The organism is Pseudomonas sp. USTB-Z (genome assembly GCF_019691255.1).
Lineage (GTDB): Bacteria > Pseudomonadota > Gammaproteobacteria > Pseudomonadales > Pseudomonadaceae > Aquipseudomonas > Aquipseudomonas alloputida.
Window position 1 is genome coordinate 1 of the sequence record NZ_JAECZP010000024.1, and the last position, 15,999, is coordinate 15,999.

The 15,999-nt window shown below is 63.1% G+C and carries 16 protein-coding genes; 13 read left to right on the forward strand and 3 right to left on the reverse strand.

All coding sequences use genetic code 11. The features are described from left to right. The first annotated feature begins 226 nt into the window (after positions 1 to 226). The 9 genes from alaC (at position 227) to I8746_RS22430 (ending at position 9,216) form a co-directional block, all read left to right on the forward strand. Positions 227 to 1,435: an alanine transaminase gene (alaC, locus tag I8746_RS22390; protein ID WP_012051226.1), complete on the forward strand. Its 1,209-nt coding sequence runs from the start codon at positions 227 to 229 to the stop codon at positions 1,433 to 1,435. 114 nt (positions 1,436 to 1,549) lie between these two features. Further along, entirely contained in the window at positions 1,550 to 2,677 is a 1,128-nt protein-coding gene (locus I8746_RS22395; RefSeq protein WP_221101066.1) for a hypothetical protein, read from the forward strand. A gap of 160 nt (positions 2,678 to 2,837) precedes the next feature. Further along, complete coding sequence (locus tag I8746_RS22400) at positions 2,838 to 3,221, forward strand: YkgJ family cysteine cluster protein (RefSeq protein WP_003248590.1); 384 nt, start codon at positions 2,838 to 2,840, stop codon at positions 3,219 to 3,221. Between the two features lie 263 nt (positions 3,222 to 3,484). Then, on the forward strand, positions 3,485 to 4,048 hold the full coding sequence (locus tag I8746_RS22405) for a GNAT family N-acetyltransferase (RefSeq protein WP_003248588.1): 564 nt from the start codon (positions 3,485 to 3,487) through the stop codon (positions 4,046 to 4,048). A 56-nt stretch (positions 4,049 to 4,104) separates the two neighbouring features. Further along, the gene (locus I8746_RS22410; RefSeq protein ID WP_012051229.1) at positions 4,105 to 4,632 is read left to right on the forward strand and encodes a sigma-70 family RNA polymerase sigma factor; all 528 of its coding nucleotides are present in this window, start codon (positions 4,105 to 4,107) and stop codon (positions 4,630 to 4,632) included. After that, a complete protein-coding gene (locus tag I8746_RS22415; protein WP_221101067.1) occupies positions 4,629 to 5,600 on the forward strand; it encodes a FecR domain-containing protein in 972 nt (323 codons plus the stop codon). The genes I8746_RS22410 and I8746_RS22415 overlap by 4 nt, the downstream gene beginning before the upstream one ends. 76 nt (positions 5,601 to 5,676) lie before the next feature. Then, positions 5,677 to 8,202: a TonB-dependent receptor gene (locus tag I8746_RS22420; RefSeq protein ID WP_221101068.1), complete on the forward strand. Its 2,526-nt coding sequence runs from the start codon at positions 5,677 to 5,679 to the stop codon at positions 8,200 to 8,202. A gap of 67 nt (positions 8,203 to 8,269) precedes the next feature. Then, positions 8,270 to 8,809, forward strand: a complete 540-nt coding sequence (locus tag I8746_RS22425; protein WP_004576355.1) for a hypothetical protein — start codon at positions 8,270 to 8,272, stop codon at positions 8,807 to 8,809. Positions 8,810 to 8,829: 20 nt separating this feature from the next. Then, positions 8,830 to 9,216: a lysozyme inhibitor LprI family protein gene (locus tag I8746_RS22430; RefSeq protein ID WP_012051232.1), complete on the forward strand. Its 387-nt coding sequence runs from the start codon at positions 8,830 to 8,832 to the stop codon at positions 9,214 to 9,216. Positions 9,217 to 9,351: 135 nt separating this feature from the next. Here I8746_RS22430 and mnmH read toward each other — a convergent pair whose 3' ends face one another. Beyond that, positions 9,352 to 10,464 (reverse strand): tRNA 2-selenouridine(34) synthase MnmH, encoded by a 1,113-nt coding sequence (gene mnmH / locus I8746_RS22435; RefSeq protein ID WP_221101069.1) that lies wholly within the window; start codon positions 10,462 to 10,464, stop codon positions 9,352 to 9,354. After that, on the reverse strand, positions 10,464 to 11,498 hold the full coding sequence (gene selD / locus I8746_RS22440; RefSeq protein WP_088513031.1) for a selenide, water dikinase SelD: 1,035 nt from the start codon (positions 11,496 to 11,498) through the stop codon (positions 10,464 to 10,466). Before selD ends, mnmH begins: the two co-directional genes overlap by 1 nt. A gap of 126 nt (positions 11,499 to 11,624) precedes the next feature. On the opposite strand from selD, the gene I8746_RS22445 reads away from it, so the two are divergent. From I8746_RS22445 to phnE, 4 genes are read left to right on the forward strand one after another with little or no spacing between them, the layout of a single operon-like run. Continuing rightward, complete coding sequence (locus I8746_RS22445) at positions 11,625 to 12,479, forward strand: putative selenate ABC transporter substrate-binding protein (RefSeq protein ID WP_221101070.1); 855 nt, start codon at positions 11,625 to 11,627, stop codon at positions 12,477 to 12,479. Further along, positions 12,476 to 13,285: a phosphonate ABC transporter ATP-binding protein gene (locus tag I8746_RS22450; protein ID WP_221101071.1), complete on the forward strand. Its 810-nt coding sequence runs from the start codon at positions 12,476 to 12,478 to the stop codon at positions 13,283 to 13,285. The genes I8746_RS22445 and I8746_RS22450 overlap by 4 nt, the downstream gene beginning before the upstream one ends. Further along, positions 13,279 to 14,106 (forward strand): ABC transporter permease, encoded by an 828-nt coding sequence (locus I8746_RS22455; protein ID WP_003248575.1) that lies wholly within the window; start codon positions 13,279 to 13,281, stop codon positions 14,104 to 14,106. Before I8746_RS22450 ends, I8746_RS22455 begins: the two co-directional genes overlap by 7 nt. Then, on the forward strand, positions 14,103 to 14,870 hold the full coding sequence (gene phnE, locus I8746_RS22460; RefSeq protein WP_003248573.1) for a phosphonate ABC transporter, permease protein PhnE: 768 nt from the start codon (positions 14,103 to 14,105) through the stop codon (positions 14,868 to 14,870). The genes I8746_RS22455 and phnE overlap by 4 nt, the downstream gene beginning before the upstream one ends. A gap of 36 nt (positions 14,871 to 14,906) precedes the next feature. Here the strand turns inward: phnE and I8746_RS22465 are convergent, their stop codons facing one another. Further along, a complete protein-coding gene (locus I8746_RS22465; RefSeq protein ID WP_014861462.1) occupies positions 14,907 to 15,800 on the reverse strand; it encodes a bestrophin family protein in 894 nt (297 codons plus the stop codon). Positions 15,801 to 15,999 lie beyond the last annotated feature (199 nt).

Here is a 15,999-nt window from a genome sequence, read left to right on the forward strand (position 1 = left end):
TAAACCCGCTCCTACAAGGTTCCTGTAGGAGCGGGTTTACCCGCGAAGAGGCCAGCACAGAAAAATAAAAATGCCTGATTTTCAAAAAATAGATCTGAAAAGTTCTAATAAAACAGGAAATTATCCTTTACAGGGATCATGTTTCGGCACTATCTTCTGATCCAGGCCGCCACATCGGCCAACGTCGCTCGGACGGTTCCGGGCGCTTACGTCCTCAGAGGAAGCCATGGCCAACCCAGGTTCGCCGCGCCGCTTTGCGCGCATCGATCGTCTCCCCCCCTACGTCTTCAACATCACCGCCGAGCTCAAGATGGCCGCCCGCCGCCGTGGCGAGGACATCATCGACCTGAGCATGGGCAACCCCGATGGCGCCACTCCGCCGCACATCGTCGAGAAGCTGGTACAGGTCGCCCAACGTGAAGACACCCACGGTTACTCCACCTCGCGCGGCATCCCGCGCCTGCGCCGGGCCATCTCCAACTGGTACAAGGACCGCTACGAGGTCGACATCGACCCGGAAAGCGAAGCCATCGTCACCATCGGCTCGAAAGAGGGCTTGGCCCACCTGATGCTGGCCACCCTCGACCAGGGCGACACGGTGCTGGTGCCCAACCCCAGCTACCCGATCCACATCTACGGCGCAGTGATTGCAGGTGCTCAGGTGCGTTCGGTGCCGCTGGTGCCGGGTGTGGACTTCTTCAACGAGCTTGAGCGGGCCATTCGCGAGTCCATCCCCAAGCCGAAGATGATGATCCTGGGCTTCCCGTCCAACCCGACCGCCCAGTGCGTGGAGCTGGACTTCTTCGAGCGCGTGGTGGCCCTGGCCAAGCAGTACAACGTACTGGTGGTGCATGACCTGGCCTATGCCGATATCGTCTACGACGGCTGGAAAGCCCCATCGATCATGCAGGTGCCGGGTGCCAAGGACATTGCGGTGGAGTTCTTCACTCTGTCCAAGAGCTACAACATGGCAGGCTGGCGCATCGGCTTCATGGTCGGCAACCACGAGTTGGTCAGCGCCCTGGCACGGATCAAGAGCTATCACGACTATGGCACCTTCACCCCGCTACAGGTTGCAGCCATTGCCGCGCTGGAAGGCGACCAACAGTGCGTGCGCGACATTGCCGAGCAGTATCGCCAGCGCCGTAACCTGCTGGTAAAAGGGCTGCACGAACTGGGCTGGATGGTCGAGAACCCCAAGGCGTCGATGTACGTGTGGGCGAAGATCCCGCCGGAGTATGCACACCTGGGTTCGCTGGAGTTCTCCAAGAAGCTGCTGGCTGAGGCCAAGGTCTGCGTGTCGCCGGGGATCGGCTTTGGTGACTATGGGGACGACCATGTTCGCTTTGCGTTGATCGAGAACCAGGACCGTATTCGCCAGGCCATCCGCGGGATCCGGCAAATGTTCCGGGCTGATGGTTTGGCTCGCAAGTAAGCCCATTGGGGCTGCGAAGCAGCCCCAACTGCCTCTTGGGTGAGTTTTCCGCCTGCCTTCTGGTTACCCGTACGCCTACCGTCAGCACTCATTTCTCACCAAAGAGATCTCCCCATGAGTGTCTTCACCGCCTACTTCTGCGGCACTGGCTCGCACCGTTTCGACGACGCCAATCCCAACTTCTGGAATGGCGAGCTGGTCTCGACCCTGGCCAGTAATGACCAGAGCCGGGAATTCGCCCACTGGATCGCCGTCGATGGCCCAGGCAGCGGCAACCTTCAGGATGACAACCTGTTCGTCGAACCCGGCGGCTATTTCAACTGGACCGGCCAGCTGTTTGGCCGCGGCTGGGAGGAGAACGTCAACCATGTGCTGCAGGTCATCAAAGGCGAAAGCAGCTGGCGGCGCACCAAACTCAGTGAGCAAGAATACGAGCGGCTGAAAGCTGCCGGCGTGCCCATTCCGGACGTGTCTTCCTCCGCCTCATGGTTCTGGCGAACCTACGACTATGGCGATCGCCACCCGACCCCGCAGGAACTGCAGGAGCGCATCATCAGCATGTTCCGCAAACCGCGCCTGCCAACCCAGGTCAACCTGGTGGGCTGGAGCAGGGGAGGGATCAGCTGCCACATGCTGGCCAATGCCATGGCGCAAGACCCGGTATTGCGGGGCATACCGGTGAACATATTTGCCATCGACCCGGTGCCTGGCGTCGGTAACGTACAGGCCGAGCGCGTAACGTTGGCGGATAACGTCAAAGAGTACGTAGGCTTCTACTCAAGGGATGAGCGCTCCAAAGGTTTTGCCTGCGTGATCCCTTCGGTCGCCAAAGGGACACGGATATGCGTTTATCCGATGCCGGGTCGCCATGCCACGCTGGTGGGCAACGCCTCGGCTGATGGCGCAGGCGATGGCAAGGTGCTGGCCGAACCTGGGCTGATCGTTCGCCACTTTGCCGAGGTTTGCCTGACCCGCTGGGGCGTGCACCTGGACAAACGTCTGGCCTTGAGCAGCAGCCAGTTGATGAAGTATCACCAGGTCATGGCGGCCGCCGACAGGCAGTATCAGGCCATGCGCAGTGAGTCCTACACGGTACTCACCGAGGGCGATAAAAATGATCGTCTGGTGCACTGTGGTGAGGTGCATACGCAGTTCAGCAAGGTACAGGGGGGCAACTACAAGCCGAGCGAAGGCCTGGGTTTACAACGCTGGGATGCTGAAGCCTACCAGCCCATCTGCTAGCTGAAAGGGGGCGGCCGGTGAATGCACTGGTCGCCCTTGTTCAGTGGCCGGATCAGCGGCAACTTTTTTTGCATTCCCCCTCTATCCAGCGGCCCCTGGTTGGATTAAAAATGGCGCCGCGGGCCAGCCCCGATAACAACCACCTTCCCTCCGTGACATCATGTCTGAATATAACCCTTGCCTTGACTGCGGCGCCTGCTGCGGGTACTTCCGTGTGTCCTTCTTCTGGGGCGAATGCCAGTCTGCCGGGGGCGTAGTGCCGGACGACCTGGTGGTACAGATCAACCCCACGCGCGTTGCCATGATCGGCACCGATGCCAAGCCTTGCCGCTGTGTCAGCCTTCAGGGCGAGATCGGTAAAGAGGTGGCTTGTACGATTTACGCCAACCGTTCCAGCCCGTGCCGCGAGTTTGATGCGTCGTGGGAGGGTGGGGTGCATAACCCGAGCTGTGATGATGCGCGGGCAGCGTATGGCCTGCCGCCGCTGACTCCGCCAGAGGCCAACGAGCCGCATTGGCCTGATGATGGGGCTGAGGTGGCCTGAAGTATCGATCAGCCTGACGCGGTCGATGTGGGCCTTGCGTCGCGAAAGGGCCGCACAGCGGCCCCAGGCATCAGCGGCGCCGCGAGAATTGCCAGGGCTGCTTTGCAGCCCTTTCGCGACGCAAGGCCGCTCCCACAGATAGCGTGCAAGGCTCCTGGCCTGTGGTGAACCTGCCGGCGACGGCTGCAAAGCTGCCCGAGATGCCTGAACCCTGCACTTGACGTTAAACTGTCATCTCCCCAGCAATGGACAGGAGATCCGGCGTGACCCCTCCCCGCAGTTTCCCCAGTGACCTCTGCCTCGACAGCCCACGGCTGCAACTGCGCCCCATGCGCCATGCCGATGCCGCGCAGTGGCTGGCGATCATGGCCGACCCCGAGGTCATGCGCTATTGGCACCATGCACCCTGGCAAGACCTGGCCGAGGCCGAAAGCGCCCTGGCCGCCGACCGCGAAGCCTATGCCAATGGCGACCAACTCAAGCTCGGCATGTACCGCCGCGACAACGGCGAACTGATCGGCATGGTCCAGCTGTTCAACATCGACGACATTTCCCGCCGTGGCGAAATTGGCTACTGCCTGGCCAGCGCCGTGCAGGGCAGGGGCTACATGGACGAAGCGCTGACCTGCTTCATCGACTACCTCGCCCACACCCTGCATATGCGCCGCCTGGAAGGCGAAATCGACCCGCGCAACCAGGGCTCGGCACGCACCCTGGAGCGGCAAGGTTTTGTGCTGGAAGGCACCTTGCGGGCGCGCTGGTGCGTGGCGGGAGAGTTGTCCGACTCTGGCATTTACGGCTTGTTGCTCGAACCACCTGTTGCATAGTCTTACGGCGAATAGCTACTATTCGGGAACAATTCTCACTTGTGTCCCGGTGCCCCATGCCCGTAGCCGACTCACCGAGCCCGTACCCGCTTGAACAGCTGTACAGCGAGCACCATGGCTGGCTTTTCAGCTGGCTACGTCGCAAGCTGCGTTGTTCGCACAGCGCAGCCGACCTGGCCCAGGACACCTTCGTGCGCATCCTGGCCTCGCGTGATGCCTTGCTGGGCATGCGCGAGCCACGCGCCTACCTCAGTACCACCGCACGCCGCCTGTTGATCGACCGGGTGCGCCGACAGCAAATCGAGGAGGCCTACCTCAGCGAACTTGCCTTGGCTGCCGAGGCGCTGGAAGGGCACCAGTCTCCCGAAAGCATCCTCATCACCCTCGAAGCGCTGGAACAGATCGCTTTCCTGCTGGAAGGCCTGCACGTGAATGCCCGCGAGGCCTTCGTCGGTTACTACCTGGACGACCTGACCCAGCCTCAGATTGCCAAACGCCTACAGATTTCCCCACGCATGGTGCGCAAGTACCTGGCCCAGGCCCTGATCCATTGCCACCGCACGCTGGACATTGCCGAACCGTGAATCCCTCGCGTATCGAACAGGAAGCTGCCGAGTGGGCCCTGTGCCTGGGCGAGGGTGAGCTGGATGCCGACGAGACGCGCGAGTTCGACGCCTGGCTGCAGGCCGACCCACGCCACGGCGCCACCTTGCGCCGCATGCAAGGGGTGATCAGCCAGGTGCAGGCACTGCGCGAGCAACGCGGACCGGTGGGCGCCGGGCTGCGCGCCGGCGCACAGGTTTCGGCTTCAGGCTCGGGTGCACGGCGCACGTTGCTCGGTTTGGCCCTGGCAATCTCCTTGCTGGGCACACTGAGCCTTTCCGGTGGTACGCCGCGCGACTGGCTGGCCGACTTGCATACAGCGCCGGCGGAGTGGCGCAGCCAAACCTTGGAAGATGGCTCGCAGCTGACCTTGGCGGGCAACTCTGCCGTGGATGTCGAGTTCAGCACTGGCGAGCGGCGCATCCGCCTGCTGCATGGCCAGGTGCTGGTAGATGTCAGCCATGACCCGACGCGACCCTTCGTGATACAGACCGAGGAAGGCAGCTTCAAGGCGTTGGGTACGCGCTTCGTGGTCAGCGAAGGCCACGCTCGCAGCGAGCTGACCATGCTTGAGTCCCGGGTCGAGGCGCGCACTGCCGTGTCCGGCGATCAGTTGGTCGTCGGCCCGGGCGAGCGGGCATGGGTGGCGCGTGACGGGCTTGGCCCGTTGCCGGCCATCGACCCGGCACGGGTCGTTCGGGCCTGGCAGCATCACCAGTTGGTGGCCGACGGCGTACCGCTCGACCAGGTGCTCGATGCCTTGGCCGAGCAACGCCGTGGCGTGCTGCGCTTCGACCGCCAGGCAATGCAGGCGATCAAGGTGTCGGCGGTACTGCCTCTGGATGACAGCGAAAGGGCCCTGCGCCTGCTGGCCGAGGCGCTGCCGATTCGTATCGGCGGCGTTGGCCGCTGGTGGACCACGGTCGAGCCCGTCTCACGAGAAAATTGATTCAGGTGGTTCCGCTTCTGCGCAGTGGCCCGTCAGAGAAGAGGCCAACCGATCAAGAACAAGGAGCCGATCCACCATGCGCCGATTCCCTGGCCACCCCGTCCTCAGCCCGCTAGCCCTGGCCCTGCGCCTTTCCTGGGCCGGGCTGGCCCTATCCGTTGCGGCCCTGCCGGCCGTCGCCGAGGAGGCCGCCCGCCGCAGCTTCGAAGTGCCCGCCGGCAACCTGGCCCAGGCGCTGGGTAGCTATGCTCAGCAAGCCGCCGTGTCGCTGGCCTTCACCCCCGAAGCACTGGCCGGCCTGCAAAGCAACGGCCTGCATGGCCTGTATTCGGTGGACAGCGGTTTTGCCGTGCTGCTGGCCGGCAGTGGCTACCGGGTAGAGCGTAGCGATAACGGCTACCGGCTGGTGGCCGAGCCGCAAGCGGCGGTGAGCAGTGAGGCGATGGAACTTGGCGTGACCACCGTAGCCGGGCAGGGCATGGGCCAGAGTACCGAGAACACCGGCTCCTACGCACCGGGCCTGATCAGCGTTGGCTCCAAGACCCCGACCAGCCTGCGCCAGACGCCGCAATCGGTGTCGACCGTGACCCGCCAGCTGATTGAAGACCAGCAACTGACCGACATCAACCAGGCGATGAAAGTGACGCCGGGGATCGTCACCCAGAGCACCACCTTCCGCACCCAGGACTTCATCTCGCGTGGTTTCAGTATCCAGAACCTGCAGATCGACGGCGCTGCACCGCAGGCGCTGGGCACCGCCATGGGTTCGTTCTATTCGTCGAACATCTTCGAACTGGCCGAGTTCGACCACATCGAGGTACTGCGCGGTACTGCTGCGTTGTATGGTGGCTCGGGTGACCCGGGTGGCATCATCAACATGGTGCGCAAGCGGCCGACTTCCTTTAACCAGCTGAAGCTGACCCTGTCGGCCGGTAGCTGGGACAACTATCGCCAGGAGTTCGACCTGTCCGGCCCGCTGGGCTGGGATGGCCGCGTGCGTGGTCGCCTGGTGATGTCCAACACCGATCGCCAGTATTTTACCGACAACCGCGCCACCGAGCGGCCGTTGGTGTATGGCGTGCTGGAGGCGGACGTTACGGACGACACCATGCTCACCTTCGGTGCTCGCTACAACAAATCCCACGAAACCGGCAGCAACAGCGCGGTGCCGCGCTACAGCAATGGTGCTGACCTGAACCTGCCACGGCATACCGGCCTGACCAAGAAGTGGGCCTACCTCGACGCCACCGCACGCGAGTACTTCGCCAAGGTGGACCACCGATTCAACGACGACTGGAAGCTCAACCTCAGCTACACCAACACGTGGGACCTTGGGCTGTTCAAGACGGCGACCACCCTGAATGCAGTAGACCCGGTGACCAATAGCGGGGCGACCTGGTACGGCACCTCGACCCGCCAGGAGAACGAGCAGCACCTGTATGACGGTAACGTCTCTGGCCACTTCCAGGCCTTTGGTCTGGACCATGAAGTGGTCTTCGGCGCCGACTACCAGAAGATCGACAGCCGGTGGCTGGGCACTGCGCCTTATGCCGCCTCGGGCGCGCCGGCCAACGTGTTCGACCCCGACAGCTCGGCATTCGACGACCCCGGCAACGGGCGTGACTACAAGCGCGACTACAGCCCCAACTCGCAACGTCAGTACGGCCTGTACGGCAGCCTGCGTTTGCAGCTGGCCGAGCCCCTGCACCTGATTGTCGGTGCGCGTGCACAGCGTTTCCACTTTTGGCAGACCTACACCAACAACCTGACCTCGCCAGCAAGTATCTCCAGCCCGGAGCAGCGTATAGGCACGAAGGTCACCCCGTTCGGTGGCCTGGTCTACGACCTTGACGATCAATGGTCGACATACGTCAGCTATTCGGAAATCTACAAACCGCAGTCCAGCCGAATCAGCGGCCCTGCGCAAAGCGGTTCGCCGCTTGAGCCCATGACCGGCAAAACCTACGAAACCGGCCTCAAGGGTGAGTTGTTCAATGGCGCGCTCAACGCCAGCGTGGCGCTGTACTACAGCACCCGCGAAAACGAAGCGGTGCAAGACCCGAACTTCCTGGCCACCAACGCCGGCTTCTCGGGCAGCTGCTGCTATGTGTCCAACGGTAAGGTGGTGAGCAAGGGCATCGACATGGAGCTGTCTGGCGAGCTGCTGCCGGACTGGATGCTGGTGGGGGGCTACACCTTCAACCTGAACCGTAACCGCAGCGCCGATGCACCGCTGAGCACGGTGATGCCAAAGCACCTGTTCAAGCTGTACAGCACCTACCGGCTGCCGGGTATCCTCAGCGACTTCAAGGTCGGCGGCGGCGTGCAGGTGCAAAGCGCCACGTACATGAGCGGTACAGTGAATCGCTACGACAGCAGCGGCGCGCTGGTTGAGCGAAACGTACCGTTCGACTTCGACCAGAGCGGCTATGCGATCTGGAACGCGTTGGTCGAATACCGTGTCGATGATCACTGGAACGTCACGCTCAACGGCAACAACCTGTTCGACAAGAAGTACTACGAAACCGTGGGTACTTCGACCTATGGCAACTACTATGGTGAGCCACGCAACTTCATGGTGACCCTGCGCGGCACCTATTGAGGGTTTGGAAGCGGGGCAGGGCCTGGGTTAAGGTCGTAGGCTGTCCCGTTTCTCTCAGGAATCCCCTTTGCCCGCTTTCTACCTGAGTATCAGCCTGCTGCTGTATTTGCTCGCCCTGTTCTTCGATGGTGCGCTGATGAGCGGCGAGCGTCATATGCCGGCCCTGCAGATGCTGCTGTACGGGCCATGGGGCATGCCGTTCGGCTTGTACCAATGGTTTGCCAATCCGCTGCTGGCCCTGGCCATCCTGGCTCATCGGCGGTTTCGCCGGCTGGCCTTGCTGGCCGGGCTTGGGGCGGCGTATCTGGCTGCCAGCAGTTTTGGCATCGACCGCTTGCCGGATAACCGCAGCTACGAGTTTCATGACCTTACCGGTTTTGGTGCTGGCTTCTACCTGTGGCTGGTAGCAATGGTGGTGTTTTGCCTGGGGCAAGCCTGGTTTTGCTGGAAGGCGCGAAGGGCTGACGACATGCCAGGCTGGAACTGGCTTGATGTCGCCTTGATTGCCGCCCTGGGGGTAACGTTGTATGCAGCGACGCAAATGCCCTCGCTGCGCTTCGAGCCAGGCAAGGTGCTGATGCCTCCGGAGCAGCCGCAGACGCTTTGATACCCACAAGGAGGGTTAGCATGATCAAGCATTACCTGGCAGGCCTGGCACTGGCCTGCGTGCTACCGGTAGCGATGGCGGACGATTACACGGCGGCCTACGGGCAGTGCATGGACAAGGCCTCCAGCACCGTGGCCATGAGCGCGTGCATCGGGGCCGAAACGCAAGTGCAGGACCAGCGCTTGAACCGGGTGTACAAGCAGTTGATGGGCAAGCTGGATGCCGGGCAGCAGAAGAGCCTGCGGGATGTGCAGCGCAAGTGGCTGGCCTACCGTGATGGCAATTGCCAGTTCCATGTACAGGCCAGTGGCGGGACCCTGGCGCAGCTGGAAGGTGGCACCTGCATCCTGGACATGACCCGCGACCGCGCTGCGGAGCTGGAGCGGGTGCTTAGCCCTGGGCAGTAGCGCCTGTTCAGGCATGATTGGCCCACATTTGCAGGCGCGGGTTCAGCCGCGAACACCGGCTTTACCGGTGTCCTGCTCCGCGTTGCCTTCTTCGCGGGTGAACCCGCTCCTACAGGGCACTGCAGGGTGCTGGTTCTATTTGCGCGGTTCGCGCAGCGCCCGGGCCTTGAGGTACTCGCGCACTTCCACGGCATCCCCGGCAAACTCGATGCGCTCGGCCTTGGCTGCGCGCTGGTAGGCATACATCGGGTCGTAGTACTCGTTCAGCAAGCCTTCGATCCAGCCCCGGTGCAGGTCTACTGCGCCGCTGCGCTGCTGCTCTTGCAAGGCTTCGCGCAGCATCTCGGACAAGCGCTGATGGCGCTCTCCACCCAAACGCTTGTAGATATTGGCCATGCTCTGCAGCATACGTTCGGCAAACAGCCGGGGACCGTCTTCTTCGCCATGCACGGCCTTGAACTCGGCGCTCAGGTTGACCACGTAGTCGCGCAGGATGCGCTCCACGCGGTTGGTGAAGCTGTCTTCAAGCCACACCAGCGGGTAATGCTGCATGCCTTGGTACAACTCCAGCGGCACCGTGCAGCTGCCAACAATGCGGCCTTCATCTTCCAGCACAAACTGCCCGATACCGCGGGCGCGCTTTTTCAGCACGTCGATTGCCAGCTGGTTTTCAAAGTCGATCTGCGCCGGTTGCGCCGTGGCGCGCTTGCCGAAACTGGAGCCGCGATGGTTGGCGTGGCCTTCAAGGTCCAGCACGTTGTCCAACTGGTGCAGCACATCGGTCTTGCCGGTGCCGGTCAGTCCACCGACCAGTACGAAATCACATTGCTCCACCGCTTGCTGGGTAGTCTCCAGCAGGAAGGTACGCATGGCCTTGTAGCCGCCTTTGACACGCGGGTACTGAATACCCGCCTCATCGCGCAGCCAGCCCTGCACGATCTGCGAACGCAGGCCGCCACGGAAGCAGTACAGGTAACCGTCAGGGTGCGCCTTGGCAAACGCTGCCCAGGCCTCCAGACGGGCTTGCTTGGTGGTGCCACTGACCAGCTGGTGGCCCAGGGCGATGGCGGCGGCCTGGCCCTGCTGCTTGTAGCAGGTGCCGACCTTCTGCCGCTCCTGGTCGTTCATCAGCGGCAGGTTTACCACGCCAGGGAAGGCGCCTTTGGCGAATTCGACGGGGGCGCGCATGTCCATCATCGGCACGTCGTCGAAGAACAGCTGACGGAAGTCGGTGCAGTCGGGGCGCATCAGATCACCTCGACCGCATGGCTCTGTCGCTCGACCAGCTTGCCGATCGGAGACAGTTTCAGGCCCAGTTCGGCAGCCACGGCGAGGAACTCGGTTTCACCCTCCGGGGCAACAGCAACCAGCAAGCCACCGCTGGTCTGGGGATCGCAAAGCAGGTGCTTCTGGTCGTCGCTGAGGGCGCCGATCTTGTGCCCGTAGCTGTCGTAGTTGCGCAGGGTTCCACCGGGGATGCAGCCTTCGGCCAGGTAGTGGTCGACGCTAGGCAGGCGTGGCACGGCGGCGTAGTTCAGGTGCGCGGTGAGGCCGCTGCCTTCGGCCAGCTCGACCAGGTGGCCGAGCAGGCCGAAGCCGGTGACGTCGGTCATGGCCTTGACCCCGTCCAGCTTGCCGAAGCGGCTGCCGGGCGTGTTGAGGGTGCACATCCAGTCACGGGCCAGGCCTTGGTCTTGCACGCGCAGCTTGGCCTTCTTTTCGGCGGTGGTGAGGATGCCGATGCCCAGAGGCTTGGTCAGGTACAGCTGGCAGCCCGCGCTGGCAGTGTCGTTGCGTTTGAGGTGGTGTTTATTGACCACGCCGGTGACGGCCAGGCCAAAGATCGGCTCAGGCGCGTCGATCGAGTGGCCGCCGGCCAGCGGGATACCCGCTTCGGCACACACTGCGCGGCCGCCGCGGATGACTTCGCGGGCGACTTCCGGCGGCAGCACGTTGACCGGCCAGCCGAGGATGGCAATGGCCATCAGCGGGTCGCCGCCCATGGCATAGATGTCGCTGATGGCGTTGGTGGCGGCAATGCGGCCGAAGTCGTAAGGGTCATCGACGATCGGCATGAAAAAGTCGGTGGTCGAAACCACGCCGCGCTCGTCGTCCAGCGCGTACACTGCTGCATCGTCGCGCGAGGCATTGCCGACCCACAGTTTCGGGTCCAGGGCCTGGGTGCCGCTTTCGGCGAGGATCACGTCCAGCACCTTGGGGGAGATCTTGCAGCCACAGCCGGCGCCATGGCTGTACTGGGTCAGGCGAATCGGCTCGCTCATATGCACCTCTGCAGGTCAAATTGTTGCGCGATTGTAGCAAAGCTGGCCTTTAGGCCCTTGCCTCTTATAATTCCCGGTGTCGGCAAATGTGTCGGCACTTCCCCGCTATTGAACCGGAGAACACCCATGCTCAACCGCCCCCTGGCGCTTGCCGCCGGCCTCGTGCTGTCTTGCTGTGCCGCTGTCGTTCAGGCCGCCGAAACCCTGCGGGTCAGCGCCATCCCCGACGAAGCGCCGACCGAACTGCAGCGCAAGTTCAAGCCTTTGGGTGAGTACCTGGCCAAGCAACTGGGCATGGAGGTGAAGTTCGTACCCGTGGCCGACTACCCGGCGGTGGTGGAGTCGCTGGCCGCAGACCGTCTCGACCTGGCCTGGCTGGGGGGCTTCACGTTCGTTCAGGTGCACCTGAAGGACCCGACCGCCACGCCACTGGTACAGCGTGAGCAGGACGCACAGTTCACGTCCAATTTCATCACCGCCAACCCCGACGTGAAGAGCCTGAGCGACCTGAAGGGCAAGTCGTTTGCCTTTGGTTCCATTTCGTCCACCTCGGGCAGCCTGATGCCGCGTTACTTCATGCTCAAGCAGGACAATATCAAGCCTGAAGAGTACTTCAGCCGCGTGGCCTATTCTGGCGCCCATGATGCCACCGTGGCCTGGGTGCAGGCTGGCAAGGTCGAGGCTGGCGTGCTGAACGCCAGCGTGTGGCAAAAGCTGGTGGATGCCGGCAAGGTCGACACCACCAAGGTGAAGGTGTTCGCCACCACCCCGACCTACTTCGACTACAACTGGACCGTGCGCGGCAACATGGACCCGGCGTTGAAACAGAAAATCAAGAAAGCCTTCCTGGACCTTGACCCGAGCAACCCGGAGCACAAGGCGATCCTGGACCTGCAGGCCGCCAGCCGCTTCATCGAGACCAAGCCTGAGAACTACAAGGGCACCGAACAAGCTGCACGCGAGGCCGGCCTGCTCAAGTGACAGCTTCGAATGCGGCAATCCATCTTCACGGTGCCAGCCTGCGCCATGGCCAGGTACGCGCGCTTGACGCGGTGAGCCTGCGGATCGCGCAGGGCGAGCGTGTCGCCATCATCGGGCCGTCGGGGGCGGGCAAGTCCAGCTTGCTGCACCTGATGGCCACGGCCGTTCAGCCCACCAGTGGGCGCCTGGAGTTGCTTGGCGAGCAGCCTTGGGCGCTGTCGGCAAGGGCACGCCAGCGACTGCGCGCGCAGGTTGGCCTGGTGCATCAGGCGCCGCCTTTGCCACCGCGTCAGCGGGTAGTGACCGCAGTGCTGGCGGGTCGCCTGGGGCAGTGGGGTACGCTGCGCGGCTTGCTCAACCTGCTGTACCCCAGCGATGTACCGGGGGCGCGCCAGGCCTTGGCCGAACTGGGCCTGGCCGACAAGCTGTTCGTGCAGTGTGGGCAGTTGTCCGGTGGCCAGTTGCAGCGGGTGGGCATTGCTCGGGCGTTGTACCAGCGCCCGCAGGTGCTGCTGACCGACGAACCGGTGTCGGCCATGGACCCGGTGTTGGCCGACCACAGCCTGGCCTTGCTCAATCGCCATGCCCAAGCGACTGGCGTGACGTTGGTGGCGAGCCTGCACGCCGTAGAGCTCGCGCTGGCGCATTTTCCGCGGGTGATTGGCATTCGGGAAGGGCAGGTTGTGTTCGACTGCCCGGCCGAAGCGGTCACCGAGCATCTGCTGGACGCGCTGTATGCCAACGAACAACTGACTCCGCCGCCAACCCAAGGGCCGATCCTGACCGTGCAGATTCCGCGATGCTAAAGGCTGACGCCCGCGACCCGGCGCTGCTGCCACGGTTGCTGCTGGCCCTGTTGGCGGTAGCAGTACTGTGGCCGGCTATCCAGTCAAGCGAACTGAACCCCGGGGTGCTGTTGCAGGCGGACAACCGTCAGCAGATTGCCAGCTTTACCAGCGCCTTCTGGCCGCCGGCACATGATGCCGATTTTCTTGCACTGCTGTATGAAGCCACCTTGCAGACCCTGGCCGTGGCGACTGCCGGCATGGCGCTGGCGTTGTTGTTGGCGATCCCGGCTGGCTTGCTGGCCAGCCGTGCCTTGTCCTTGCGTGCTGCTTCACGCGGTGGGCGGGCCGGGTTCTGGTCGCGACTGTTGCGCCTGCCGGTGCGTGGGCTGCTGATTTTCCTGCGTAGCGTGCCGGAGATCGTCTGGGCGTTGCTGTTCGTGCGCGCCGTGGGGCTGGGACCGACGGCGGGCGTACTGGCTATCGCCATCACCTACAGTGGCATGCTCGGCAAGGTTTACGCCGAAATCTTCGAGTCGGTCGACCAGCGCCCGGCGCATGCCTTGTTGCAGGCGGGCAGTGGCCGGCTGGCGGCGTTTTTCTACGGCATCCTGCCCAATGCTGCCTCCGAAGTGGTGTCGTACACCGTGTACCGCTGGGAGTGCGCGGTGCGGGCTTCGGTGGTGATGGGCTTTGTCGGCGCTGGCGGGCTGGGCCAGCAGATCGACCTGTCGATGCGCATGTTTGCGGGTGCGCAAGTGGCGAGCATGCTGTTGACGTTCTTGCTGCTGGTGATCCTGGCCGACCTGCTCAGCCGCCTGCTGCGCTGGAGACTGGCATGAACCGGGTGATCAACTTGGTGCTATTGGGTGCCATCGTGTCAGCGGTGGTGGCCTCGTTCGCATACCTGGAGCTGGACCTGCACGCACTGGTCGGCAATGGCGGGCTGGGGCAGATGGGCGAGTACGCCGGGCGCTTCCTGCAGCCGGATCTGTCTGCGGGGCACCTCAAGGCGGTGTGGCGCGGGGCGCTGGAAACCCTGGCCATGTCTGGCATGGGCACCTTGTTGGCGATGGTATTGGGGATGTTGCTGGCACTGCCGGCGGCGGGCCGCTTCGGTTGGCCGTTGCAAGGGGCCGCGCGTTTGCTGCTCAATGCCTTGCGTGCCATTCCTGAACTGGTGTGGGCTGCGCTGACTGTGCTGGCGGCTGGGCTGGGGCCGAATGCCGGTACCCTGGCTTTGGCGTTGCACACCGCTGGCGTGCTGGGGCGGTTGTTTGCCGAGGCGCTTGAGAACGCCCCGCCCGAGCCGGCGGCAGCGATCCGTTTGCAGGGGGGCAGCCAGGTGGCGGCGTTCTGCTTTGGTACCCTGCCCAACCTGTGGCCGCAGTTGCTGGCCTACAGCTTGTACCGCTGGGAGAACAACATCCGCATGGCCAGCGTGCTTGGGTTTGTCGGGGCGGGCGGGTTGGGGCAGATGCTGTACACCACCTTGAGCCTGTTCCAGGAGGCCCAGGCCAGCACGGTGATCATCGGTATGCTGGTGTTGGTGTTGCTGGTGGATGTGTCGAGTGATGTGTTGCGTCAGCGCTATGTGCGGGCCTGACGGAGAGCCCGGGCTGCAAAGCAGCCCCTATATCTCTCAAGCGTCTACAGCCTCGGCACACTGCGCCTCCCGCTGCATCGACTCCAGGTTACGCTCGATCGTCTCGCATATGGTATCCATCTGGATCTGATGCTCGCTGAACCTGAACGGGCTCTGCAAGTCCGTGCCGATCCGCTCGATGGCCAGCAACATGAACCCTACCACCGTCGACGCCAGCGGCGTGAACCAGCCTAGCGACTCCACCAACCCCACGGGCACGATCAGGCAGAACAGGGTGATGAACAGCCGTGGGAAATACACATAGGGGTAGGGCAATGGCGTATTGGCAATCCGCTCCATGCCGCCCTGGGCGTTAGACAGGTCTACCAACGTTGACTCCAGCCGCGCCAGGCGAATGCTGTCCAGCCGCCCGGCCTGGTATTCCCGCGCCAGCAAGGCTGCCGAGCCGCCGAGAATGTCATTGGCGAAATTGTTCGAGCGGTTGCGCCGTTCGAACTCCGCCGGTGGGATGAAGGCCATCAGCTCCTCCGGGCAGCTTTCGCCTTTCAAGTGCGCCGCCAGGCAGTTCACATAGGCGATATGCCGGCGCAGCAGGGTGGCCTTGACCGGGTTCAGGCCGTCATCCGGGTCATCGATCAGCGTCAGCGTCTGCCGGGCGAAGCTGCGCGAACTGTTCACCAGCGCGCCCCACAGGGTGCGAGCCTCCCACCAGCGGTTGTAGGCGCTGCTGTTGCGAAAACTCACCAGCACCACCAAGGCTGAGCCCAGCAGGGTCAGCGGGATCAGTGGCAGGGTGAACTTGCTGTTCAAGAACAGCATGAAATCGATGGTGACCAGCACATCCCAGATCAGCAGCCAGAACAGCGACCAACCGATATAGCCGATGGTCTTCACCACCAGGCGGTACTTGCGGGCGATGACGTCTTTCACGTGGGGGCACCTCGAAACGCGGGGGATGCAGGATGGGACGCCGAGGCTCGTCGAAGGTTCGAGGGTTGAATGTTGCAAGGGATTATGTAGCTGAAACGAAGGGAAAACTCCGACCAGCCTATCAGACGTGCCTGAATTCCTGATTCAGCTCAAAAACGACAGAGCGGGTCGCTTCAATCCTTGAATGGGTGTATCCATA